The organism is Flavobacterium sp., assembly GCF_039932285.1.
In the GTDB taxonomy this organism is placed as follows: Bacteria; Bacteroidota; Bacteroidia; order Flavobacteriales; family Flavobacteriaceae; genus Flavobacterium.
In genome coordinates this window covers 1-21851 of the sequence record NZ_JBDTQE010000048.1, presented here as the reverse complement: position 1 = coordinate 21851, position 21851 = coordinate 1, and the positions used below count along the sequence as shown (strand labels likewise).

Sequence of the window (21851 nt, the reverse complement as noted above, 5' to 3'; positions counted from 1 at the left end):
CCATATTCCATTTTAGGAGGATTACCCATTGAACCAAAATTAAGTGATTCAATTGTTGTGATGTCTTGTGAACATTCTTCCTCACCAATTTCAAATTTTCCTAGCTGACTTTCTTCAACTGATTTACCTGTTGGAGATAAAAATATTGTGGTGTATCCTGCTTTTTCTTCTGCTTCTGAATATACTCCAAAATAAAAACGAATCCCATCAATAGTATAGCCCTGTTGTTCTCCTTCACTCTTTATATATTCAATGTAGTTCTCTAATTCTTCGATAGAATACCATATTGCATTTGCATCTTCTTTCCCTGTAGTTTTAAATAGTAAATCGGATCTTTTAGTGTTATAGTTACTATTTAATTCCTTGGCTTTCTCAACACTGATTAACTGCTTTGGTTTAACTGCTAATTTAATTTCTTCTGATTTCATAATTAATTTGTTTTATGTTTTGACAAATCTAGTCTTATATCAGAGATACGACAAGGGGAAATACCCCCTTTTTTTACACTTAAAAAGCACATGAAAAAAACAGGTAATATGCTCTTTTGTAGTAAGTTAAGTAATTGCAATTTTACATCGAGATAAATTTTAAAAATCAAAAGATGATTTAAGTATTCTTAATCTCATAAAATATTATTAACAATTAAATTTTAAAATCATGAACAACAAAATTTTTTTAAGAGTAATAATGATAGTATTCATTATTATCGGAGGCATTATCTTTTTTATTGGAAGAAAACCTTTTCCAAAACCAGATTGTATAGTATGTGGTGATAACATCTTAAGCATATTAGGTTTTGTAGAAGTAATATTGGGAGCTATTGCATTAAATCTGCAAAGCAAAATATTTAATGCGACAAAGATTGGTCATTAATTCTTAAACAGAAGAAAATGGCAAAGAAAGCTGTTATAGTGGGCATTAATGATTATGCCCCTATAGGTATTGGAGGTCCAGATCTAAATGGTTGTGTTAATGACGCAAGAGATATGGCGAATACACTGGTTATTTGTGGATTTACTCCATCAAATGTGAGAATTCTAACCAATCAGAATGCTACAAGAGCAAATATGGTTAGTTATTTAAAATGGTTAATAAATGAGAGTGTTGCTGGCGATTCATTAGTTTTTTATTACTCAGGACATGGGACTAGAGTAGCAAACATAGGGGATGACCTTGAACTCGACGGACTCGATGAAGCTATTTGTCCACACGATTATGCATCTGCGGGAGTTTTAAGAGATGATGATTTCAAATCGATTTTCGAAACTCTTAAACCAGGAATAAACCTCGATGTAATATTTGATTGTTGCCATTCTGGTACAGGAACAAGAAAAATGAACCTTGAATTAGAAGGATTTCCTCTAAACGAATCCCCTCGTTTTATTCCTCCAATGCTTGAAGACGAATTTTACTTTAACTATTCCAAAGATTTAGAGGTAAAAAGTACTAAAAAAGCAAGTGAATCCATTATGACAACTAAAAGTTCAATTACTGTAAAAGGAATGAATCATGTCCTTTGGGCTGGTTGCAAAGACAATCAGGTTTCCATGGAAGGTGATGTAGGTGGTTTGACAAGAGGTTATTTTACTTACAATTTTTGTAAAGTTTTAAGAGCTACGAGTGGTAATATCACAAGAAAACTTTTAGATGCTCAAACTGCAAATGCGCTGTCGGTAATGGGTGCAGCTCAGACTAATCAGACTGAAAGCACGTCAGTCAAATTAAAACAAAAAATATTTATATAAAGGCGTATTCCGAAAAGCCTAAAAAGAGTAGGGAAATTTAAATCAAATAAAAATGACAACTAAAAAAAATGATGTGCCTATGTCTTCTGAGGAAGTGAAAAAAGCTAAAGAAATCAAGGCTAAAAAAAGCGTAGCTATTGATGAAAATGGGAACAAAGAAATGGAAGCAATCGGGGTAAAAGCTCTAGGGAAAGATGCAAGAGCAATAGCCGAAATCATGCCTTATTGTCCGGATCATTTAGATCTCGTTTTTACACCTAAAAATGATAAAGAAGGAGCAAAAAAAGCAAAATTTATCGATCGAGAAACATTTATGAGACCTGAAGGTAGCAAAACAATTTTTGGACCTGATCAACGAGTAGTTTATAATGCTAATGCCTACCCTTGGGGATGTGTAGGAAGAGTAGAAACGGCTCTAGGATATGGAAGTGGAGTTATGATCGGTCCAAGACACCTTCTTACATGTTGCCATATTATAGATTTTAAAACCAATGGTTCTATTGGTCCATTAAAATTTTCACCAATGTACTATAATGGACCGAACGCAACATTCGGATCGGCTAATGGAATAAAAACCTATTATAAATACAAAGTTCAAGGGCCTACCCTAGATGCTACAGAAAGTCAATATGACTATGCGGTTGTTGTTCTTGATAGAAATATAGGTACTGCCACAGGATGGATGGGAGCAAAAGCATATAGCGATTCTTGGGATGGTTTGGCTTCATGGACACACGCTGGATATCCTATGGATTTAACAGGTGCACAAAGACCTATTTATCAAAATTCGATAGCCTTAGATGGTGATTCAGCATTGCCTGACACTCATGAAAGTATGACGCATCAAGGTGATGTTTGGCCAGGACAAAGCGGAGGCCCTTTTTGGGGTTATTGGTCAGGAACTCCTTTTGTAGTTGCGGTACAAAGTGGACAAACAGCAACTAGCAATTCTGCAAGTGGTGGTTCTGATTTACTAGATTTAGTAAACAAAGCAAGAACTGAATTTCCTTAATTTATTTTTAAGTGTTATGGACGAAAAATTAATAGAAGACTTCTTTTTAAATTTTCAGAATCCTGCAAAAATAGAATTTCTCAAATCTAAATTAGGTGTTGTAAAAAAAATTGAAAATAATAAAACAAATATCAATTTAACTGACGATGCTTTTTTTGAACCAAAAGAAGAGTTTAAAAGGTATTTAGAGTATAAAGAAAAATACAATCAAGCGGAATCAAAATTAAATACTCTAAAAGAAAGAGCGCAAAAAGGAAATACAAGCGCAGTTCATGAATTAAGTGTTTCGAGTTCATTATATGAGACTTTGATTAAAGCTGCTTTAAACAGCTGGATAACCATGGGTTATAAATTTGAAATCGAAAAAATTATTAATCAATAATGATAATAGTTTAGGCGTAATCCGAAAAGCCTTAATAGAGTAGGAAACAATCAAATAAATAGTAAAATTATGCCAACAGCAGCAAACGTTCTTCCTCAAGACCTCATGAATAACATGATGGGGAAGATATTCGACATTATTACAAATGGGGACGGTACAACAGTACCAAAATCGGATGATAATTTTTTCGCTTGGTGTACTCCTGGAGTACCTTTCGAAAATGAAGATTTCGACTTTTTATCACAAGGATTGACAGGGGTTTATAAACCAAAATTAGTAAAAAATGCTGACGGAACTGAAAGTACCGAAGTACTTACCGACGATCAACGTGAAGCCGAAATGGCAAAAGATACTACAAAAATGTATCAACAAGCGGAACAATTTGCGCGTTTCGTAGATGTTGTTCCCGATGCTTCAGGGATTGATGATACTAAAGTAAGGATGAATGTTAAAAATGACGAAGGAACACTTTCTGACGTTTATGAAGAAACACTCCGTTTTAGTCAAGTAGCCAACACTGAATTATCTACTGCTGATAAAGCTAAGATTGAAAAATTCAGACAATTACTTCAAGTAGAACGCGAAAAAGAAGATTTAATCACTGGGGAAATGGTTAAGGTGATGGAAGAAAGTCCATTGGTTAAATTGTATAATGAGAAAATGCAAGCATGGATTGAAGCGGCTTTAGAGTACAATTCAGCACGTATCGATGCCTTAACAGCGTCAACTCCAAGAGCGGTTCACAACTGGGCTATCAATGCTAATGTTCTAAGAGCAAAAGTTAAATTCACATATAATGACTGGGTAAATAACGGTTACAAAAATGAATTTGAAGGTATCGCAGCAAAAATTGATCAAATGTCAGCTAGAGACTTGTCATTATTGAAAGCGCAATACAAAGATGCTTTAGAAAAATCAAGATTAACTGGTTTGGCCAGTGGAGCTGATTTCTTTTATTCAAGTTTAGCACCAGCAAATTTTGCAAAATCTAAAGGATGGACTCGTTTTACTTTTACTAATAATGACAACAGTTATTATTCTAAAAAAACAACTCAGAAATGGGGTGCTTCAGGAGGGCTTAGTTTAGGATTCTTCACTATTGGAGGTTCTGCAGGAGGATCAAAAACTGAATTTGATGCAAAATGTGACTTCAGTTCTTTTGAAATGTCTTTCGAAATCTGTCAGGTGCCAATCATTCGTCCGTGGTTCAAAAGTAATTTTTTAACATCTAAAACTTGGAGATTTGCACAAGGAAATGAAGGTTTCAAAAATAAATTCCTTTCTGATGGTAAACGTCCGCCAAGTGCAGATTCTATGATGCCAGCTTTACCAACAACGATGATTTTTATCAGAAACTTGAGCATAAAATTTGCAAATTCAAGCACAGTTTCTCACGCACTTGACTCTAAAGTTGGTGGGGGTGGAATGGTAGGTTATGGACCGTTTTTTATCGGTGGTAGCTACGAAACTGGAACAAGCGAAAGATCAAGACAACATCATGATGATAGCCAAGGAATTTATGTTGATGGACTTCAATGTATTGGTTTCAAATGTCATATGTTACCAAAATCTCCAAACCCAGACCCAGCAATTAAATCTTGGGTATAGTATTTTTCTTCAACTACCAGATGTTGTCAAGACATCTGGTAGTTTTTTATAATTTTTAAAAATAAAAATCATGAATGCTTCATTTTCAATTCTACAAAAGTTAAAAAACCAATTCTTTCAAAGTGTTTCTAATAAAAGTGATTATCATGTTGCTTTTGCTCCGTTTGCATTTACATTGTCAAATGATGATTTTTATTTTTTAAAGAATAATATTATCACTGGTGCCGATGCCAAAAAGTATCTGAAAGAACAATCTGAATTTTCTTATTTATCGAATTCAATTTTAAAAAAACCTAATATATGGACTATCGATAGCGATAATCTTCTATACAATTCCTATAAAAACATCTTAGAAAGTGCTTTGATTATTGATCCAGACGTACTTACTGCCGATGAAACCACTAAAATCGATAAAGCCAAACTCGTTCTTTTTAAAGCCGACGGAAATGATTCTGTTAAATATGTAAAATACAAATCCTATGCTTTAAAGGCTTCCGATTTAGAGAAGAAAATAATCGACCAAAATGCACTAAAAAACACACTTGATCCGTCAAACGCTAATGCTTTAGACAAGTGGAACATTGATTTTGCTAGTTTAGCAAATCAAAAAAAAGAATTGTTAATTGAATGGCAAGTTAAAGGTTTCAAAAGCGCTGTCGAATCTGCAAAATCTACTTACGATAGTATCATACTTTCTAAAAGTAGCTTTGTTGAAAAATGGACCGATGCTAGAAACATAAAATTAGCTTCCCCAAATCTTTTAACTGATGAATATGGTGTTGAGTTCTTATCCACAACCTGTATTCCAAATTCTATTTGTGATTACCAATCACCAATATGGAAAAAAATATCATTAACCAAAATAGAAATTACTCAATTGACTCAAACTTTTACTCAAGAAATTCCAGCTGAAGTACTTTTGGAATTTGGAAATCTAGAGCCTGAATTAGAATCAATAGCTTTCGAATATTGCATTATCGACATACAAAGACCTTGGTTTGATGAAAATATTATCAATAACAAACTTTGGAAATATTCAGACGAAAGTCAAAAAGTTTCTCAAGGTGATGATTCCATGACTGGAGAAATACCAGCATACCCGGTTAAAATAATTTTATCAAAAAATATAGAACTCGTTTTTACTCAGAATGCGGCTGTAAATGAGGATATAAAAAATAGATTAAAAAATGGAAGTAGATTATTTTTTGGGTCATTATTGCTAAAAACAATACCTCTTAATTTGGCCAACGAAAATATCAGTTCATACAAAGTACAACAGTTAACTACAAACGAATTGTCAGTTATCACAAAAGTGGCTGTTCAGAATTCACCTTCAACTAAAATCGACGAAAGAAGTAAGTTTAAAATGATGGAGGCAATGAACAATCAGCCTCAAAGAATGATGAGGCAAAATATTGAGTTAAAATCCGTACAGCCAATGATGGTTAGTAAAATGAGCGCTGTAAGAATTGCTAAGCCAATTGCAACCATGGATAGAGCAATTGCAACGCCAATTGTAACCCCCTTAAGAGTTAGTCGCCCAATAATTATGCGTCCAATAGATGTTGGTACGATACATATGATGCCAATTACTCCTACTCCAGCAACACCACCTCCGCCATTATCAACTACAGCAACAATAACAGGTAAGTTTTTCGATAATACAAATCAGCCTGTCTCAGTTGTTGAGGTTCAGATAATGAATAATACCAACGCTGCAACACAATCTGTTTTAACATTGGAAGACGGAACTTTTAGCATTGATAATATCGAAAAAGGAAGTTATCAGGTTAAAATAAAAAAGTCTGGATTTATTACTCAAGAAAGAAAACTGGAACTTGTTGCGGATACCAGATTGGATCTTTTATTGGAAGTTCAACCAGTTCCAACAGAAACATTTCAGGTAATGGGAGTTATATGTAAAAAACTACCAAAACTACCCAATCCAAACCCTGATAGTAGTTATATCTAATTTAAGTAAAAAAACATTATGAAAAATTGTACAAATATATTATTGATAATCTGTCTTTGTTTTTTCTCCTGCAAAAATGAAATTGAAGCTAATTCTTCAGTTAAAACTACATCTGATAATAATCAAGAAGAATTAACCTCTAATTCATTCGAAAAGGAAAAGAATACATCTGAGCCAGAAGCAACTCAAATGGATAGAGATCAAAGAATTATTGGGACTTGGAGACATACAGAAGTTATTTCAAGTGGAAGTGGCGACGCCTACCTTTCAATGACTACAGATGATTTTGTTCAATTTAAAGAGAATGGTGTCGTAGACACTTGGACTGGAGATGCAGTTGCCGGAGGTTTCGAAAGTAAATCTGATGGAAATGTTCAAGAAGGATTATGGAATACGAACGCTTTGCATACACAAGTCATATTTAAGGATCGTGATACAAAACAAGAGGTATCAGTTAATTATTTTGTAGAAAATGTTTACTTGATGTTTTCTAATGGCAATTCTAAAAAAGTCTACGAAAGAATTAATTAAAAAACAAGAACCATGAGAACTATTCAATATAACAATAAATCTCCGGAAGTTAGAACACTTTGTGAGATGCTAAATAAATTAGGTTACAATTTAATTGTATCCGATTCATTTACTAGAGAAGTAGATGCCGCTGCTAAAGATTTTCAACTAAAAAATAATCTAGTTGTAGATGGTATTATTGGAATCAAATCTTGGTCGAAACTTTTTGAACTCAACAATCAATTTTTAAGTTACAATAGTCAACTTTTATCTGAGGATGATTTAATTGATTTTGCTAATAATTTCGGATTAGAATTAGCTACTGTAAAAGCCGTAAATGAAGTAGAAAGTAGTGGTAAAGGATTTCTTTTAAGTGGCAAACCAAAAATATTATTTGAAGGACATATCTTTTGGAAAGAACTACAAAAAAGAGGAATAAATCCTCAAAATTATTACAATTCTAACACAAAAGATGTTTTGTATCCTTCCTGGACAAAGAATTATTATTTGGGTGGCGATGCAGAATATTCTCGAATGGAAAAAGCGATGGCCGTTGAAGGGTCTTCTGCTTGTAGAGAAGCCGCTTTGTCTTCTGCTTCTTGGGGTTCGTTTCAAATTATGGGATACCATGCGATCTCTCTAGGATATGGTAGTGTAGATAACTTTGTCCAAAAAATGTATATAAATGAAAAAGAACATTTATACGCTTTTGGTCAATTTTTAAAAGTAAATCACTTGATTTCTTATCTTCAAAACAAACAATGGTCCGAATTTGCTCGTATGTATAATGGAGAAGGTTACAAATCTAATAAGTATGATATAAAACTAGAAAATGCCTACAAGAAATATTTATAAGAATTAACCCAAAAGTTTATAATTATGGATTATATAATTAGCAATATGGTAAATACGTTGTCCGATAAAGTATTAAAATTTGAAAGAGTAAATAGCGACAGAGATTATTCTGGAGGTGGATGGTTCGATGAGGTTTCTCATGCCATATATTTATATTCAGATATGAGTTTTAGATATATTATAAATACATTTAGAAGCGTATCTGGAGGAGGACTTTCCTTACCATATCAAAACAAAGAAGAATATATTGGTTTATGGAAAATTACGTATGAAGATTCTAAAACGTATTTAATTCTTATTTTTGATGACGGATCTCAACAAAAATGTGAAACTCAAAATTTAGGAACAGGTTTACAAAGACTAAATGATCAAACTTGGAATAGATATTTAATAACATAAGCTGCTCTAAGACTAATTTTAGAGCAGCTTATTGTTATAATAAAAAAATTAAATTTATTAATTTCCTATCGTAATATTATAAGAATTTCCATTTATTGTAAATATTGCTAAATTATCACAGTTGCCATTACCATAATCTAAAGTTGCTGTGTGTGAGTTTCTTACAAAAGTAATTATTCCAGAAACAATAAGCGGCTTGTTAACTGAAACACAACTCATTTTTATATTCAAAGGACTAGTAATAGTACTTGTTTGCGTTACCGTGTTTGGAAAAGTAGTTGTCCAACTTCCTGTAACTTGATAAACATTATCCGTCCAGCTTGGAGTAGAAAATCCTTGAATAATTTCACTTACTCTTTGTCCAACTCTTGTGTATACATTTCCGTTAGGGAAAGTTGCAGTCATATCCATATTCATGGTCACAATTGGATGACCAGAAGTTGGAGCGCTCATTGTTATTGTAAATGTTTTTGTTCCGTCATATTTTATTAAATTATGATAGAAGTTTACAAAAGTATAAGTTATTGTATGTGAGGTAGCAGAAGGATCATAAATGAAAGTAATAACTATTTTACCGCTAACAAAATTTCCGTTTGATAATGTACAGCCAGTTGTACCAAAATCAACAGTTTTAGTAACTTGACTTCCCGGAGTTACAGTAGTGCCAAACGCTGGGACTCTTGTTATTGTGGCACAAGTAGCAAAATAACTCTCTTGCGAATTGGAGTTTTTATAAGAAAGCGTGTTAGAGTCAACATTTTCATACTGATTTTCAACAATATTAGAAACATCATCACTAGCAAGATCAATTTTTGCATTAATTCCAGCTTCTTCAGCAGTTATCGTCGAATTGTCAGTTTCTTTGTCTTTATTACAACTAATCGTTATTAGCGATAAAAGTAATCCGAATAATAAAATTTTACTTTTCATAATATATTTATTTAATGGTTTGTTAGTTAAGACATTGTTTTTTAAAAAAGGTTTAATCAAATGTAAAAAAATAATTCACACTTCAAAATTTTAATTCTTAAATACTATCTTTGAATCACTATATGGATATAACTTCACAAATAAAAAAACCAATTCTTGAAGAAATGGAACTTTTCGAAAAAAAGTTTCAACAATCTATGACTTCAAAAATTGCGTTACTTAACCGAATCACTTATTACATTGTAAACCGAAAAGGAAAACAAATGCGTCCTATGTTTGTTTTTCTTACTGCAAAAATGATTTCGAATGGAGAAGTTTTAGAACGAACTTATCGTGGTGCTTTAGTAATAGAACTTATACATACCGCCACTTTAGTACACGATGATGTGGTTGATGACAGTAATCGTCGGCGAGGTTTTTTTTCTATAAATGCACTTTGGAAGAATAAAATTGCAGTTCTTGTAGGTGATTATTTACTCTCAAAAGGATTATTACTTTCTATAGATAATGGTGATTTCGATTTACTAAAAATTATTTCGGTAGCAGTTCGAGAAATGAGCGAAGGAGAACTATTACAAATAGAAAAAGCCCGAAGGTTAGATATTACCGAAACTATTTACTACGAAATTATTCGTCAAAAAACAGCAACACTTATTGCTGCTTGTTGTGCGCTTGGTGCAAAATCGGTATCTGATGATGCCGTTCAAGTCGAAAAAATGAGAAAATTTGGCGAACTTATAGGAATGGCTTTTCAAATAAAAGATGATTTGTTTGATTATACCGAGGAAGCTATTGGAAAACCAACAGGAATAGATATCAAAGAGCAAAAAATGACTTTACCACTTATTCATGTTTTAAATAATTGTACTTCTAAAGAAAAAAGTTGGCTTATAAACTCTATAAAAAACCACAATAAAGACAAAAAAAGAGTAAAAGAAGTAATCACTTTTGTTAAAAATCAAAACGGATTGACTTATGCTGAGCAAAAAATGATTCAATTTCAGCAAGAAGCTCTTTTTTTACTTCAAGATTTTTCAGATTCAACCTATAAAGAGTCTTTAATCTTGATGGTAAATTATGTAATAGAAAGAAAAAAATAATAGACTCTTAAGAATATCAAAAATGAATTATCCAATCTCTGCAAGTAATCCACTTTTTCAATTAACTAAATCAGAAAAAAGATTACCACATTTAGTTATTGCTATTTTACTAGTTATGGCATTTTTAATTGTTGGGCAGGTAATAGGGGTTTTTGCTTCTATGCCAATAGAAACAATAATAAAAAAAGGTACAGATGTTACTTGGAAAAGCACCGAAAATCTTTTAGTAATGCTGTTTTTAGGAAATACCCCAGTCATTTTAGCGGTCTATTTATGGATGCGTTTTTATGAAAAAAGACCTTTTAAAAACTTAGGTTTCCAAATAAATAAATCAATTCCCAACTATTTTTTCGGAATTTTTATTGGAATCATTTTATTCTGTAGCGTTGTGGGATTACTCTCATTATTTAATTTTATGACATGGGAAGAAGGAAGCCCAGCCATGCAAGGAATTACCGTAATATTACCAACAACATTATTGCTTTTAGGTTTTGTAATACAAGGAGCAACCGAAGAAATTTTGTGTCGTGGTTGGCTAATGCAAATAATTGGAGCAAGATATAATGTTTGGACTGGAATTTTAGTGTCAGCATCACTTTTTGGGTTGTTACATTGTTTAAATGATAACGTTACTCCACTTTCAATAATTAATATAATAGTTGTTGGAATCTTTTTTTCATTATTTGCTCTAAGACAGGGAAGTTTGTGGGGAGCCTGCGGACTACATAGTATATGGAACTGGTTGCAAGGCAATTTTTTTGGACTTCAAGTAAGCGGAACAGAAACAGGGCCAACAATTTTGAATCTCAAAGAAATAGGTCCAGATTGGATTACTGGAGGAGCTTTTGGGCCTGAAGGAGGATTCGCCACTACAATAGTATTATGTGTTGGAATTGCTATATTATTACTTCTAAAATCTAGTTTTACAAAAGAAATTTTTACAAACGATAATTAAAATAAGCGCTTAATCGTTTTTTTGAGAATTAACTATTAGAAACACTTCAAAATTAATGGTTAGAATTATTTTAAAGAAAAAAAATAAAGCGTAAAGTATTGATTTTGTTTAAAATAAGAATTGTTTGTAAAATAATTCTACATGTCATGCAACTATTTTACGAACTTTCTCGTCTATGTAAATAGAAGTCGGTTTTACATTTTAAAGGGGTAAAATTAAAAAAATTAATATCAAATTGAGAGTAATTAGCTTACATCAGGAAGAAAAAGAATTAATCGAATTGGCTGCCGATAATAATCGGTATGCACAACAAAAAATTTATTCTAAATCTGCTGGAAAAATGTTGAGTATTTGCCGACAATATATTAAAGACATTCATCAAGCAGAAGATGTTATGATAACCGCGTTTATGAAAGTTTTTACAAATCTTAAGAATTTCGAACATAAAGGTAGTTTTGAGGGTTGGATGCGACGAATTATGGTAAACGAATGTATCTCTTATTTGAGAGTTCAGAAACAGGTTAAATTTATTGATGATTCAAAATATTTAGAAGAAAGTTTCAATAATATTGAAAGTCAATTTTCTGTCGAAGACATTCAATTTCTTATAGATTGCTTGCCAGATGGATATAAAATGGTTTTTAACTTATATGCGATTGAAGGTTACAAACATCAAGAAATAGCACAAATGTTAGGGATAAATGAAGGAACATCAAAATCGCAATTGTCTCATGCTCGAAAAATATTGCAAACTCAAATTGCCAAACTAAAAAATTACGAAAATGGAACCGAATAGATTAGAAAATCAAATAGCAGAAAAGTTGAATTCTAGAGAAATTCAGCCTTCGGTACAAGCTTGGGATAGGTTAGACGCAATGCTTTCGGTTGCAGAAAAAAAGAAGCCAAAAAAGCGTTTGAGTTGGCTTTATATTGCGGCAAGCATTATTGGTTTTGTATTTGTTGGATTGCTTTTTTACAATCAAGAAAATACAAGTATAAAGACTAACAATCAAGTAGTTGTTGAATCTAATACTAATAAAAAAGCTGTTTTGCCTGAAGAAGTAAATCAATCGGAAACAATAAATAACCCAAAAGAAGAAGTTTTAGCTATTATTGAAAGTAAAAAAGAATCAATAAAAGTTAAAAACAGAAATCAAAAAGCGCAACAATTTGTAAAAATACAATCGGAAAATAAAGAAGTTATTGCTGAGGTAATTCCTCAAAAAACAGAAGAAAAAGCTAAAATAGAAAATAATACAACAACACTTTTGGCTTCTATCGAAACAAATAAAGAGCAAACTAAAAATGTAAATAAACCCAAATTAAAAATAGATGCAAGTGCATTACTTTCACAAGTCGACGGCGAAATAACGCTTACTTTTCGTCAAAAAGTTCTTAAATCAATTAACAAAAACTACGATAGTGCTAAAGAAGCTTTAGCTAGTAGAAATCAGGAGTAACAATCATCAATCAATTTTAAAATTAAACATTATGAGAAATTTAATTATTTACTTAACAGTATTCTTGTGCAGTGTAGCAAGCAATTTATATGCACAAGACACTTTTGAAAGTAGAGCAAAAACAATTGCTTCAAACATCGAAAAAATTACAAAAGAAGAAAAACAGACTTTAAAAAAGCAGGTTGAAGAAGTTAATGTTGAATTGGATAAAAATAATATCACAAAACAACAAGCAGATGAAAAAAAGATGCAATTAGCAATGGCATCTGCTAATACTATCGAAAACAGAATATCTTTCGAGGAATCTAAACTCTCAGAATTAGTTAAAGAAAAAGTAGAAGGAAAAATTTCAAGTTTAGACACAGTCGATAAATTTGGAAGGACTCATGGTAAAGGATTCAGATATTATGTTGGAACAAAAGATACTATTCAAAGATCCGAAAGAAGAACAACATCACAATTTGTTTTTGCGACAGGTATAAATAATTTAGTAACTGACGGAATGATAGCCAATTCAGATTTCAGATATTTAGGTTCACACTTTTACGAATGGGGTTTAACTTATAATACAAGGATTGCACAAAACAATAATATTGCACACATAAAGTATGGGCTTTCTTTGCAATACAATAATTTACGACCAACAGACAATCGTTATTATCAAGCTTTAGGAAATCAGACTGCTCTGCAAACAGCATCGGTTAATCTAAAAGATTCAAGATTTAGAAATGTAAATTTGGTTGTTCCAGTTCATTTTGAATTAGATTTTTCCAAATCAAAAATGGTGAATGATAAGAAAATTTTCAAATCTCACGAAGGATTTCGTCTAGGATTTGGGGGGTTTGCAGGTGTGAATCTAAAAACAAAACATATTTTAGAGTTCGATGACACTTTCGGAAATTCAGTAACGCAACGTTCTAAAGGGAGCTACAATACGAATGATTTTGTATATGGTTTAAGTTCTTATATTGGTTTTGGAGAAACTAGTTTGTATGTTAAATATGATTTAAATACTTTGTTTTCAGATAATGTAGTGAAACAAAACAACATTTCTTTAGGGATAAGATTTGATTTAAATTAATTTTTTATTTGAGTTTGTTATATACGTTAAAAGTGTTTCAGCAATGAAACACTTTTTTTAAATAACTATATGTTACATATATGTAACATATAATTAACAGTTCAATATTTGAGAAATAAAAATATTTTTTGTTTCTTTGACCGTTAATTAAATAAACAATATCCCCATGAAAATTAAAATTTTATTATTTCTTTTATCTTCATTTTATGTAGCTAATGCACAAAGCGGTCAAGGAATAGTTGGAGAGTCCAATTGGTTTAATGGTTGGACAAATTTTAAGGCAAAAACAGTTGAGTATGCCCAAGCCAATCAGATTTTAACTGGTGATATAAAAGAGAATATGACGCTTACAAAAGGTAATGTTTATTTGATAATGGGTACAGTCCATGTGGCAAATAATGTAGTTCTTACTATCGAACCAGGTACAGTAATTAGAGGAGATTACAACTCTAATGGTACTCTAACAATAGTAAAAGGAGCAAAAATAATTGCAGAAGGAACAGAAACTAACCCAATTGTTTTTACATCTAACAAGCCTGCTTCTGAAAGAAAACCTGGAGATTGGGGAGGAGTAATTCTAATGGGGGATGCTCCAATAAATAGATTTGGAGGCGTTTCAGCGTCGTTTTATGAGCCAAATCCTTTATATAGTTCTTTTGGAGGAACAAACGAAAGTAGTGATTCAGGGATATTAAAATATGTGAGAATCGAATTTGCAGGTAAAAAAATTGATGCAAAAATTGCGTTAAACGGATTAACACTTGTTGCTGTAGGGAATAAAACAAAAATAGAATATGTGCAAATCAGTTTTTCAAGTGACGATTCTATTGAAATTGTTGGAGGAAATGTTGATTTCAGTAATATAATCTCATATAGATGTAATGATGATGATTTCGATTATTCAATGGGAATTCAAAGTACAGTTAACAATAGTATTGTGATACGTAATCCGTATGCTTCGGATAATACACGTTCAAGATGTTTTGAAATTGATTCGTATGATAAAATCGAAAATTATGACCCAACAAAAAAGAAAACTTACATTAAGTTAAATAATGTAACGATGACTAATGACGAGGAAAATACAATGGGATTAGTTAAAGAAGCAATATCTTTAAAAACCGATTCTTTTATAGAAGTTAACAAATGTTTAGTAGCTGGTTTTTCAAGTTTTATGGCTTTAGATGATAAATATTTGTCAGGAGATAATTTCAAAAAAATAAAAGTTTCTAATTCAAGAGTAGATAGCTGTACAGAACTGTTTACAAATGAAGCTTTGGTTAAAGATCAAAATGCAAATAATTGGTTTATGCAAAGCGATAAATTATTGTATATTACAAACAATGGTATAAACAACTTATTTATGAACAATAACGTTAAGAAAAAACCAGATTTTAGATTAAAATAAAAATTTATTTATAAAAGTAAATTTCAAAAGTGTTTCAGCAATGAAACACTTTTTTTGTATATAATAACAAATACATAATATGTAATAATTAATGATTTAACATTCTAAGTCTAATTTTGGGGTAATAAAAAACAAATCTTTAATTATCTACTTATGAAAAAAACACTTACAACAGTTATTCTTTTAATTAGTTTATTCTCTTTAAATGCTCAAGAAATAAATGGCATTGTAGGGTCGGAAAACTGGTTTAATAACTGGACAAATTTTAAACCAAAGACAACAGAATATTCTGAGCCGACTCAAATCATAAGTGGTGTTATAAATGAAAATGTAACACTTTACAAAAAGAATACCTACATTCTTATGAATGTTGTTTATGTAACAAATAATGCTATATTAAATATAGAACCTGGAACGATAATAAGAGGAGATTATGATACTTGTGGCACATTAGTCATTACAAAAGGAGCTAAGATAATTGCAGAAGGCACAGAAACTGATCCAATTGTTTTCACCTCAAATAAGGAGGTTTCCGAAAGAAAACCCGGGGATTGGGGAGGTATAATAATATTAGGTGATGCGCCTATCAATAAATTTGGAGGAATAGGTAATTTAGATTTTAATTTGAATCCAAAATATAATTTTTATGGTGGACTAAATTCTGAAAGTAATTCTGGAAAACTAAAATATTTGAGAATTGAATTTTCAGGAAGAAAACTTAACGCTTTAAAAGAGTTAAATGGATTGTCACTTGCAGGTGTCGGAAATAAAACAAAAATAGAGTATGTGCAAATTAGTTTTTCTAATGATGATTCATTCGAATCGTATGGAGGGGATATAATATTTAATAATTTAATTTCTTTTAGAGCCACAGACGATGATTTTGATTTTACACAAGGAACACAGTGTAATATTAGTAATAGTATTGCAATTCGTTATCCATTTTCATCAGATGTTTCAAGGTCTAGATGTTTTGAAGTTGATTCTTATGATAAAATAGAAAATTATGATTTAAGTAAAAAACTAACAAAAATTGTGGCAAATAATATGACCTTAATTAATAATGAAGATAACAATCAAGGATTGGTCAAAGAAGCTATTTATGTTAAAAACGATACTTTTTTCGAATTAAAAAACAGTGTAGTCTCTGGGTTTAATCAATTTTTACTCCTAGAAGATAAAGCTGTTTTAAATTCTAATTTAGAAAAATTAAAATTTCATAGCATACTAATTAATGACAGTAAATACAATGTGCAATTAGAGTCGGGAATTATCAATAATCTAATTGAAGAAAAAATTGTTAACAATGTTAATAATATTCAGATATTAAAATTTAATAGAGAAGATTTGTTTGTAGAATCAGATGTCAAAAAAAATCCTGATTTTAGATTGAAAAGTAATAATATAATATCAAGTGTATTAGTGGTTAAATAAGGTTAAAAATTTTACTTCAAAAGTGTTTCAGAAATGAAGCACTTTTTTGTTTTCTAAAAATAACAACCTAAAAATACAATTTTAACTTTGTATCTTTGACACTTTACAACTTTGAACCTTATATAAATTGATTTCAAAAGCCACCATAGATACCGTTTACGAAACTGCTCGAGTAGAGGAGGTTATTGGCGATTTTGTACAGCTAAAACGAGCAGGAAGTAATTATAAAGGTTTGTCTCCGTTTTCAGACGAACGTTCTCCTTCATTTATGGTGTCGCCAGTAAAGCAAATCTGGAAAGATTTTAGTTCAGGAAAAGGGGGAAATGCAATTGCATTCATCATGGAACACGAGCATTTTTCGTATCCGGAAGCCATCAGGTATTTGGCAAAAAAATACAATATCGAAATAGAAGAAACCGAGCAATCACAAGAAGAAAAAGAGCAAGCAGGAGAAAAAGAAAGTATGTATCTGGTTTCGGAATTTGCGGCAAAGTTTTTTCAAAACACGATGATGAATACCGATGAAGGAAAATCGGTAGGACTCTCGTATTTCAAAGAAAGAGGATTTACAAACGATACCATCAAAAAATTTGGATTAGGTTATTCGCCCGAAGCATGGGATGCCTTTACAAAAGAAGGATTAGGACAAGGTTATAAATTAGATTATTTAGATAAAGTAGGATTAACCATTCTTCGAGAAGACGGGAAGCATTTCGATCGTTTCAAAGGACGTGTTATGTTTCCGATACAAAGTATGTCTGGCCGGGTTTTGGGTTTTGGTGGACGTATTTTGACTAATGACAAAAAAGCAGCAAAATATCTAAACTCGCCCGAAAGCGAAATATACCATAAAAGTAAAGTTTTGTATGGAATTTATCACGCAAAGCAAGCGATTGCAAAACAAGACAATTGCTTTTTGTGCGAAGGTTATACAGATGTGATTCAGATGCAACAAGCGGGAATAGAAAACGTAGTTTCGTCTTCTGGAACAGCTCTTACACCAGATCAAATCCGATTAATAAATAGATTAACAAAAAATATTACGGTACTTTTTGATGGTGATGCCGCTGGACTTCGTGCTTCTATTCGAGGAATCGATTTAATTCTTGAAGAAGGTATGAATGTTAAGGTTTGTACATTTCCAGAAGGTGATGATCCCGACAGTTTTGCACGAAAAACACCACACGATGAACTTTTGTTGTATTTTGAAAATAATGCAATGGATTTTATTCAATTCAAAGCTTCTTTATTAATGAAAGATGCTAAGAATGATCCTATCAAGAAAGCAGAACTTATTCGAGATATGGTAAATAGTATTTCGAAAATTCCAGACCGAATCAAACGAGAAATTTATATTCAAGAATGTTCTCGAATTATGGATATTTCCGAAGAAGTTTTGTTCAACACTTTAGCACAACTGGTTCAAAAAGACATTTCGGAAGTTGGAAAAAAGCAAAAGCAAGATCAAAAAGCATTCGAAGTTTATAAAAATGAAAATATTGCAGTCAATACAAAAGTTGACGTGTTGTATGAATTGGAACTTAAAATCATCGAAATTTTGCTGCTTTACGGAAATGTAGAAGAAGATTTTGAGGATTTTGTTTATAAAGCAAATGAAGAAGGAGAATTACAAGAGATAAAAGAAATAAATAAATACAAAGTTTTTCAACGTATTTATTTAAGCCTTCAAGAAGATGAAGTCGAGCTCGGAACGCCAATATTTAAAGATATTTACAACGACTTAATTTCTTATTTCAACGAAAATGAAAAGTTCGAAATCGAGCAATATCTCATGAGACTTTCGCCAGAATTAGCACAAGAAGTCACTACGATTCTTATGAATGACGAGAAAGTTTCTTTGCACAACTGGGAAGCACAACAAATTTATGTGAAGCAAAAAGGTGAAACAATCAGTCAGTACGTATCGGAAACAATACTTACTTTGCGTTGGTTTTTAGTTAATAAAATTATCGAAGAAATCAAGTCAAATTTATCCAACGAAATAGACTCGGATAATTCTGAAAACCTATCTATGGCAATGGATTACTCTAAATTAGTAAATAATTTTTCGAATAAATTAGGGCGTGTCATGTCGCGTTATAGTTAAATAATTTCGTTCGTAACTATTCAGCCTATGCCTAATTACGTTGGGTTTAATGAAAATAAACACAGATTTCACAAATTATACTACTAACTTATTTTCTGAAATCACACTCAATTATTACCTCTGAGTTGTGTTAATCCGTGAAATTTGAGTTAAAATTTTATTAGGCTGAATAGCTAAACAATCTCTAACGTCTTCGCTTTATTTACTAAATCGACCAAATTCGTAACATTTAATTTTGCTAAAAGTCTTAATTTATAAGTGCTTATCGTTTTTTCGTTAAGATGTAAAGCTTCGGCAACTTCTTTGTTTTTCTTTCCGTTACTCAAATAGCGCAAAACCTCAATTTCACGAGAAGAGAGCTTTCTATATAACCTTTCAGATTTTGCTTGTTTAGATATTAATGCTATATTTTTCTTCACGGCATCACTAAAAACAACTGTACCTCGATTTACTTTTATAATTGTAGAAGTTAGCACCTCTAATTTTTCGGATTTTTGTACAAAAGCAAAAACACCAGCTTTTATAGCGTTTGGAGCGTAAACATGCTCATTTAGATTAGAAAACAATATAATTTTAACCTTAGGAAAATCTTTTAGTAAATCCTTAATTAGGTTTATACTATGAAGTCCTTCGAGTTCTAAATCTAAAAGTAAGACATCAATTTCTTTCCGTTTCAGCATTTCAGAAACCATTTCAAAATTATCAACAATTCCTACAAGTGAAACATCAGGATGTTCCTTGTAGTAAGCCCTTATGCCATAATGTACAACGGGATGATTGTCTGCAAGACCTATTTTTACCATGACTTTAAGTTTCAAATAGTTAAAAAAAACGAATGAATAGTAAAGATACGTAATATTTTATAATGAATTGGTAATCAAGTAATAAATTACTTATAAATTTCAGGAATTAAACAAACAGGAATTGGGTTTATTTTATGCTGATTAATTGTATTTAATCGTTTGTAAATTTCAAAAACCACTTTTTCACGATTTGTAAAATCATTAGTAGATCCTCCTTTTTCTAACATAGCCATTGCCCATTCTAGTTCAGTATAACTAGCGCCAATTTGATCTTCGTCACTTCGGTCATCACCAAATAATCCATCAGTTGGAGCAGCTTTTTGTATAGATTCTGGAACTTCAAGATACGCAGCAAGTGCGCGAACATCACTTTTCATCAAATCGGCAATAGGACTTAAATCGACACCTCCATCTCCATATTTTGTAAAAAAGCCAACGCCAAAATCTTCTACTTTATTACCCGTTCCAGCAACTAATAGTCCGTGAATTCCTGCCAAATAATACAAACTCGTCATGCGCAATCTTGCCCTAGTATTGGCAAGAGCTAAATTTAGTTTCGTTTCATTGTCTGAAGTTGGAACTTCGCCTTTAAAACTTTCAAAAACCGGAGTCAAATCTACTCGAGTATCACTCACATTTGCAAATCTATTTTTAAGCTGAGTAATATGTTCTTGCGCTCTGTTTACATGACTTTGTGCTTGATGTATGGGCATTTCCACACATAAGACTGCTAGTCCAGTTTGTGCGCATAAAGTTGAGGTAACTGCCGAGTCTATTCCGCCAGAAATCCCTATCACAAAACCATTTACTTTGGCATTTTGAGCATAGGTTTTGAGCCAGTTTACAATATGTTCGTTAACTTTTTCACAATTTATTGTACTATTTTTTTGCATGATTACTTTTGTTTTAAAAACGAATGTATATTTGCAAAAATAATAATTAGGAGCTATTCCAGCTATACGTTTCAATCTTTTATTTTTTTCTTAAAAAAATAAAAGGATTTCCACTACAAACGAAGTTCACTGAACTCCGATTGAAATGAAAGTTAAGTGAAGTAATCTGGGCTAAAAAATCATATTTATGCAAAAATATTTAATACTCGTTTTATCCTTATTTGCTATTATTTCGTGTTCTAAAAAGAGCGAAATTCAAAAAAAAGCAGAACAAATCCCAGTAAATATAAAAGTAGATCGCTACGACAAAGCTTTTTTTGAAACAGCTCCCAACGAATTGCCAAAATTAAAAGCGCAATACCCAGAATTTTTTCCACCATCAGTTTCGGACTCGGTTTTGGTCAACAAAATGCAAAATCCACTTTGGAGAGAATTGTATGCTGAGGTAGAAAAGCGTTATGGCGATTTTGATAAAGAAACTGCCGAAATAGAAGACCTGTTTCATTATATCAAATACTACTATCCAAAAACACAAATTCCAAAAGTATATACTGTAATTCAGGAAATGGATACAGATTATAAAGTAATTTATACTGAAAAAGCATTAATTATTTCTTTAGAATTGTATTTAGGCAAAAATCATAAATTTTATGAATATCCAAATTATTTAAAACAGACTTTCGAGCCTTCGCAAATATTACCAGATATTGTAGAAAGCTTTTCTAGAACAAAAGTAAAGCCTCCAGTTCAAAAAGATTTATTATCACTCATGATATATTCAGGAAAGCAATTGTATCTAAACGATGTCTTGTTGCCAGAATACTCAGACGAAGATAAGATTTGTTATACACCAGAGCAGCTTAAATATTGTAAAGATAACGAAGCCAATATGTGGAGATTCTTTGTCGAAGAAAAATTATTGTATGATACAGATTCTAAATTACCACAACGTTTTATAAGTCCTGCGCCATTTTCTAAATTCGGATTAACATCCGATAATGAAACGCCAGGAAGAATAGGAGCGTGGTTTGGTTTGCAAATTGTACGCTCGTTTATAGAAAATAATGATATCCCAATGCAACAAATGATGACGATGGATGCAAAAGATATTTTTCAAAAATCTAAATATAAACCGAAGAAATAAATTACGAATTACGAATTACGAATTACGAATTACGAATTACGAATTACGAATTA

Annotated in this window: 22 protein-coding genes; 18 read left to right on the top strand and 4 right to left on the bottom strand. The window is 31.6% G+C overall.

Features of this window, described 5'->3' with window-relative positions; translation table 11 throughout:
- Positions 1-428 (bottom strand): hypothetical protein (locus ABI549_RS09635; RefSeq protein ID WP_348076247.1); only part of this gene is annotated, 428 nt, incomplete at its 3' end.
- Between the two features lie 229 nt (positions 429-657).
- Between ABI549_RS09635 and ABI549_RS09630 the strand changes: the two genes are divergently transcribed.
- The 9 genes from ABI549_RS09630 to ABI549_RS09590 all read left to right on the top strand — a co-directional run bounded on the left by ABI549_RS09630 (position 658) and on the right by ABI549_RS09590 (position 8483).
- Complete coding sequence (locus ABI549_RS09630; RefSeq protein WP_348076246.1) at positions 658-873, top strand: hypothetical protein; 216 nt, start codon at positions 658-660, stop codon at positions 871-873.
- 17 nt (positions 874-890) lie between these two features.
- Positions 891-1745 (top strand): caspase family protein, encoded by an 855-nt coding sequence (locus ABI549_RS09625; protein WP_348076245.1) that lies wholly within the window; start codon positions 891-893, stop codon positions 1743-1745.
- Between the two features lie 52 nt (positions 1746-1797).
- Positions 1798-2757 carry a trypsin-like peptidase domain-containing protein gene (locus ABI549_RS09620; RefSeq protein WP_348076244.1) on the top strand — a complete coding sequence of 320 codons (960 nt, stop codon included), beginning with the start codon at positions 1798-1800 and terminating at the stop codon, positions 2755-2757.
- A 16-nt stretch (positions 2758-2773) separates the two neighbouring features.
- Positions 2774-3139, top strand: coding sequence for a hypothetical protein (locus ABI549_RS09615; RefSeq protein WP_348076243.1), 366 nt, complete (start codon positions 2774-2776; stop codon positions 3137-3139).
- Positions 3140-3208: 69 nt separating this feature from the next.
- Positions 3209-4747 carry a hypothetical protein gene (locus tag ABI549_RS09610; protein ID WP_348076242.1) on the top strand — a complete coding sequence of 513 codons (1539 nt, stop codon included), beginning with the start codon at positions 3209-3211 and terminating at the stop codon, positions 4745-4747.
- Positions 4748-4817: 70 nt separating this feature from the next.
- The gene (locus tag ABI549_RS09605; protein WP_348076241.1) at positions 4818-6719 is read left to right on the top strand and encodes a carboxypeptidase-like regulatory domain-containing protein; all 1902 of its coding nucleotides are present in this window, start codon (positions 4818-4820) and stop codon (positions 6717-6719) included.
- A gap of 18 nt (positions 6720-6737) precedes the next feature.
- Positions 6738-7250, top strand: coding sequence for a hypothetical protein (locus ABI549_RS09600; RefSeq protein ID WP_348076240.1), 513 nt, complete (start codon positions 6738-6740; stop codon positions 7248-7250).
- 12 nt (positions 7251-7262) lie between these two features.
- Entirely contained in the window at positions 7263-8084 is an 822-nt protein-coding gene (locus tag ABI549_RS09595; protein WP_348076239.1) for an N-acetylmuramidase family protein, read from the top strand.
- 24 nt (positions 8085-8108) lie between these two features.
- A complete protein-coding gene (locus ABI549_RS09590) occupies positions 8109-8483 on the top strand; it encodes a hypothetical protein (protein ID WP_348076238.1) in 375 nt (124 codons plus the stop codon).
- Positions 8484-8540: 57 nt separating this feature from the next.
- Here the strand turns inward: ABI549_RS09590 and ABI549_RS09585 are convergent, their stop codons facing one another.
- Entirely contained in the window at positions 8541-9413 is an 873-nt protein-coding gene (locus tag ABI549_RS09585; protein ID WP_348076237.1) for a hypothetical protein, read from the bottom strand.
- Positions 9414-9535: 122 nt separating this feature from the next.
- On the opposite strand from ABI549_RS09585, the gene ABI549_RS09580 reads away from it, so the two are divergent.
- The 8 genes from ABI549_RS09580 to dnaG all read left to right on the top strand — a co-directional run bounded on the left by ABI549_RS09580 (position 9536) and on the right by dnaG (position 18958).
- Positions 9536-10513, top strand: a complete 978-nt coding sequence (locus ABI549_RS09580; RefSeq protein ID WP_348076236.1) for a polyprenyl synthetase family protein — start codon at positions 9536-9538, stop codon at positions 10511-10513.
- Between the two features lie 22 nt (positions 10514-10535).
- Positions 10536-11468, top strand: coding sequence for a CPBP family intramembrane glutamic endopeptidase (locus ABI549_RS09575; protein WP_348076235.1), 933 nt, complete (start codon positions 10536-10538; stop codon positions 11466-11468).
- Positions 11469-11703: 235 nt separating this feature from the next.
- The gene (locus ABI549_RS09570; RefSeq protein WP_348076234.1) at positions 11704-12264 is read left to right on the top strand and encodes an RNA polymerase sigma factor; all 561 of its coding nucleotides are present in this window, start codon (positions 11704-11706) and stop codon (positions 12262-12264) included.
- Positions 12251-12928, top strand: coding sequence for a hypothetical protein (locus tag ABI549_RS09565; protein ID WP_348076233.1), 678 nt, complete (start codon positions 12251-12253; stop codon positions 12926-12928). The genes ABI549_RS09570 and ABI549_RS09565 overlap by 14 nt, the downstream gene beginning before the upstream one ends.
- Positions 12929-12959: 31 nt before the next feature.
- Positions 12960-14009, top strand: a complete 1050-nt coding sequence (locus ABI549_RS09560; protein ID WP_348076232.1) for a hypothetical protein — start codon at positions 12960-12962, stop codon at positions 14007-14009.
- Positions 14010-14175: 166 nt separating this feature from the next.
- Positions 14176-15417 (top strand): hypothetical protein, encoded by a 1242-nt coding sequence (locus ABI549_RS09555; RefSeq protein WP_348076231.1) that lies wholly within the window; start codon positions 14176-14178, stop codon positions 15415-15417.
- A 153-nt stretch (positions 15418-15570) separates the two neighbouring features.
- A complete protein-coding gene (locus ABI549_RS09550) occupies positions 15571-16851 on the top strand; it encodes a hypothetical protein (RefSeq protein WP_348076230.1) in 1281 nt (426 codons plus the stop codon).
- A gap of 127 nt (positions 16852-16978) precedes the next feature.
- The gene (gene dnaG, locus ABI549_RS09545; protein ID WP_348076229.1) at positions 16979-18958 is read left to right on the top strand and encodes a DNA primase; all 1980 of its coding nucleotides are present in this window, start codon (positions 16979-16981) and stop codon (positions 18956-18958) included.
- Positions 18959-19131: 173 nt separating this feature from the next.
- Here the strand turns inward: dnaG and ABI549_RS09540 are convergent, their stop codons facing one another.
- Positions 19132-19761: a response regulator transcription factor gene (locus ABI549_RS09540; protein ID WP_348076228.1), complete on the bottom strand. Its 630-nt coding sequence runs from the start codon at positions 19759-19761 to the stop codon at positions 19132-19134.
- Positions 19762-19847: 86 nt separating this feature from the next.
- A complete protein-coding gene (gene nadE / locus ABI549_RS09535; protein ID WP_348076248.1) occupies positions 19848-20654 on the bottom strand; it encodes an NAD(+) synthase in 807 nt (268 codons plus the stop codon).
- A gap of 187 nt (positions 20655-20841) precedes the next feature.
- On the opposite strand from nadE, the gene gldB reads away from it, so the two are divergent.
- A complete protein-coding gene (gene gldB / locus ABI549_RS09530) occupies positions 20842-21798 on the top strand; it encodes a gliding motility lipoprotein GldB (RefSeq protein ID WP_348076227.1) in 957 nt (318 codons plus the stop codon).
- Positions 21799-21851: the final 53 nt, after the last annotated feature.

Bases quoted from the DNA above. Each gene is read 5' to 3' on its own strand.
- ABI549_RS09595 (WP_348076239.1), top strand. From the start codon at position 7,263: ATGAGAACTATTCAATATAACAATAAATCTCCGGAAGTTAGAACACTT.
- ABI549_RS09585 (WP_348076237.1), bottom strand. From the start codon at position 9,413: ATGAAAAGTAAAATTTTATTATTCGGATTACTTTTATCGCTAATAACG.
- ABI549_RS09600 (WP_348076240.1), top strand. From the start codon at position 6,738: ATGAAAAATTGTACAAATATATTATTGATAATCTGTCTTTGTTTTTTC.
- ABI549_RS09550 (WP_348076230.1), top strand. From the start codon at position 15,571: ATGAAAAAAACACTTACAACAGTTATTCTTTTAATTAGTTTATTCTCT.
- ABI549_RS09630 (WP_348076246.1), top strand. From the start codon at position 658: ATGAACAACAAAATTTTTTTAAGAGTAATAATGATAGTATTCATTATT.
- ABI549_RS09565 (WP_348076233.1), top strand. From the start codon at position 12,251: ATGGAACCGAATAGATTAGAAAATCAAATAGCAGAAAAGTTGAATTCT.
- ABI549_RS09610 (WP_348076242.1), top strand. From the start codon at position 3,209: ATGCCAACAGCAGCAAACGTTCTTCCTCAAGACCTCATGAATAACATG.
- ABI549_RS09590 (WP_348076238.1), top strand. From the start codon at position 8,109: ATGGATTATATAATTAGCAATATGGTAAATACGTTGTCCGATAAAGTA.
- ABI549_RS09555 (WP_348076231.1), top strand. From the start codon at position 14,176: ATGAAAATTAAAATTTTATTATTTCTTTTATCTTCATTTTATGTAGCT.
- ABI549_RS09620 (WP_348076244.1), top strand. From the start codon at position 1,798: ATGACAACTAAAAAAAATGATGTGCCTATGTCTTCTGAGGAAGTGAAA.
- ABI549_RS09560 (WP_348076232.1), top strand. From the start codon at position 12,960: ATGAGAAATTTAATTATTTACTTAACAGTATTCTTGTGCAGTGTAGCA.
- ABI549_RS09615 (WP_348076243.1), top strand. From the start codon at position 2,774: ATGGACGAAAAATTAATAGAAGACTTCTTTTTAAATTTTCAGAATCCT.
- ABI549_RS09625 (WP_348076245.1), top strand. From the start codon at position 891: ATGGCAAAGAAAGCTGTTATAGTGGGCATTAATGATTATGCCCCTATA.
- ABI549_RS09575 (WP_348076235.1), top strand. From the start codon at position 10,536: ATGAATTATCCAATCTCTGCAAGTAATCCACTTTTTCAATTAACTAAA.
- ABI549_RS09580 (WP_348076236.1), top strand. From the start codon at position 9,536: ATGGATATAACTTCACAAATAAAAAAACCAATTCTTGAAGAAATGGAA.
- ABI549_RS09540 (WP_348076228.1), bottom strand. From the start codon at position 19,761: ATGGTAAAAATAGGTCTTGCAGACAATCATCCCGTTGTACATTATGGC.
- ABI549_RS09605 (WP_348076241.1), top strand. From the start codon at position 4,818: ATGAATGCTTCATTTTCAATTCTACAAAAGTTAAAAAACCAATTCTTT.
- gldB (WP_348076227.1), top strand. From the start codon at position 20,842: ATGCAAAAATATTTAATACTCGTTTTATCCTTATTTGCTATTATTTCG.
- nadE (WP_348076248.1), bottom strand. From the start codon at position 20,654: ATGCAAAAAAATAGTACAATAAATTGTGAAAAAGTTAACGAACATATT.